This is a genomic window from Paenibacillus phytorum (assembly GCF_013141715.1).
Classification (GTDB): domain Bacteria; phylum Bacillota; class Bacilli; order Paenibacillales; family NBRC-103111; genus Paenibacillus_E; species Paenibacillus_E phytorum.
In genome coordinates this window covers 1-1,823 of sequence record NZ_WHOA01000028.1, presented here as the reverse complement: position 1 = coordinate 1,823, position 1,823 = coordinate 1, and the positions used below count along the sequence as shown (strand labels likewise).

Annotated in this window: 4 protein-coding genes; all 4 read right to left on the bottom strand. The window is 38.7% G+C overall.

Annotated elements, in window-relative coordinates; translation table 11 throughout:
- Positions 1-426 precede the first annotated feature (426 nt).
- The 4 genes from GC098_RS04685 to GC098_RS04675 are packed head-to-tail and all read right to left on the bottom strand — an operon-like array spanning position 427 to position 1,602.
- Positions 427-570, bottom strand: a complete 144-nt coding sequence (locus tag GC098_RS04685; protein ID WP_246358428.1) for an SMR family transporter — start codon at positions 568-570, stop codon at positions 427-429.
- Positions 533-703: an HAD hydrolase-like protein gene (locus GC098_RS39780; RefSeq protein ID WP_246358427.1), complete on the bottom strand. Its 171-nt coding sequence runs from the start codon at positions 701-703 to the stop codon at positions 533-535. The genes GC098_RS04685 and GC098_RS39780 overlap by 38 nt, the downstream gene beginning before the upstream one ends.
- Positions 693-1,040 carry an HAD family hydrolase gene (locus GC098_RS04680; protein ID WP_246358426.1) on the bottom strand — a complete coding sequence of 116 codons (348 nt, stop codon included), beginning with the start codon at positions 1,038-1,040 and terminating at the stop codon, positions 693-695. Before GC098_RS04680 ends, GC098_RS39780 begins: the two co-directional genes overlap by 11 nt.
- 55 nt (positions 1,041-1,095) lie before the next feature.
- Complete coding sequence (locus tag GC098_RS04675) at positions 1,096-1,602, bottom strand: tyrosine-type recombinase/integrase (RefSeq protein WP_171641410.1); 507 nt, start codon at positions 1,600-1,602, stop codon at positions 1,096-1,098.
- Positions 1,603-1,823 lie beyond the last annotated feature (221 nt).

Genomic DNA, 1,823 nt, shown 5'->3' with positions numbered 1-1,823 from the left:
CAAACAATGATGATCGAAAAAGTCTGATGCGATAAATAAAGGCCATTTCAATCCGTAAGCACCACCTCCCAAAAATTCTCTCATCCCTGTGGAAAAAAACTTTCATATCGAAAGTGAATGACTTGTTTAATACTTGGGGATATCGCGCCTTGGCTCAATCAGCGATATTCGCGTTTAAATTTCGATGACTTACGTTCAATATTTTTTGTGATTTTATAATATTTACATTAAAAAATCTGTTTTTTTATATGCGTACAAAAAATACTGTACAATAAAATCGCGTTCATTATGTTAACTACATGTAAAATCTGTTTTTTTTTTTTGTAAACATGAGGCTGTAATCCGCCATATCAATGAACCTTTCCGCTTAACTTCAAGCCGATGACACCGACAACGATGAGTACCGTCCAAGCTAATTGGTTTATATTAAATGATTTCTTGAAGTATAAATCCCACCAGTGTAATTAGAACAATACCGACGCCTGACCAAATCGCGTAAGCAACTCCAACTTCAATGTAGATCAGAGCAAAGTTAAGCAGGGTAAAACTGCAGCCATATAAAACAAACATCAATATAAATGGCCAAAATCGGGGTGGCTGCAACCCCTGCGGATTTCCCCATCTGCATATCGCTGTTGGTATCCCCAATCAAGGTCACCTGATTTGGTGCTAATCCAAGCTCTAAGCAAGCCTTATGTACCATTTCGGGAAAGGGCTTTCCCTGTTTCACCAGATCGTTCCCGCCGGTAGCCTTGCCATGCTAATATAGCAAGCAAATCGCCAATCGATCCCATGGCGAGTGGACCATTTCTACTATAATCCGTCATATGCCCGGCGGCATCATGAACCGTTCCCCACAAATCCGAGATGGGATCGATGATACCATCCTTTGCAACAGCCAAGACTTTACTTGAATAATTCCGGTATAACGACACGCTCCAATATCCCCAAAGACTTATAAAATCGAGTAGCGTGCCATCCTTATCAAATAAAACCCCCTTTACAGAATAACTTCTCTTGTTAATCATCAATTTTAGCATTCCAGTCGCTCCTGAGATCCTCATGTATCCACAATAGCCGGATAATTGCGATTGATTATGAGCTAACTCCTATATACTTCAATGTGACCGACGGTGCAGATTGATTAAATAATTCTTTAAGCACGGATACGTCTTTGGTTGTTTGATAAAAGTGATATCCGTACGTCTTACGTAACGTCTGTGTACCGACTTCGTTTAAACCGGCTTCCTTGGCAGCCTTATTCAAAATTCGATAAACATGAATCCGTTTGATTGGAACACCCGTTCTCTTTGAGCGGAACACATACTCTTCATCACCCATGAGTTGAAGATATTGTTGGTAACCCACATGTAACTCTTCAATCAGCCCAAAACTTTTTTCTTTTCCGGTGTTTTCTTCTTTTACTTGTATAACATTTTTCCCCTTTACATCTTTTACTTTTAATTGAAGCAGGTCGTTAAGATGCAACCCCGAATTTATTCCAGTTGTAAACAGAAGCCAATCTCTGAGTGACCGCTTCAGAAGAATATCTTGGATTTCTTTTATTTTTTCCCTATCCCTTATGGGGTTGACCTTTTGCATAAAATACACTCCTTCATTTAATTACGATACATTTTGTATCTTAAAAATTAGCAAGTGATGTCATGAATTTCAACGTTTAAATTGCGCTAAAACATACCTTAACCCCAGCATAAGTCTGCTTTTATGTCGGAGTTAAGGTTTATGTTTCGAATTACATGTTTTTATCTGCTATGTATGCGAGTCATGAATCAACGGGGATCACAAATTTCCCGGTTATGATT

What these genes read in the sequence shown, in the direction of transcription:
- GC098_RS04685 (WP_246358428.1), bottom strand. Translation starts at nt 570, where the DNA reads ATGTTTGTTTTATATGGCTGCAGTTTTACCCTGCTTAACTTTGCTCTG.
- GC098_RS39780 (WP_246358427.1), bottom strand. Translation starts at nt 703, where the DNA reads ATGGTACATAAGGCTTGCTTAGAGCTTGGATTAGCACCAAATCAGGTG.
- GC098_RS04680 (WP_246358426.1), bottom strand. Translation starts at nt 1,040, where the DNA reads ATGCTAAAATTGATGATTAACAAGAGAAGTTATTCTGTAAAGGGGGTT.
- GC098_RS04675 (WP_171641410.1), bottom strand. Translation starts at nt 1,602, where the DNA reads ATGCAAAAGGTCAACCCCATAAGGGATAGGGAAAAAATAAAAGAAATC.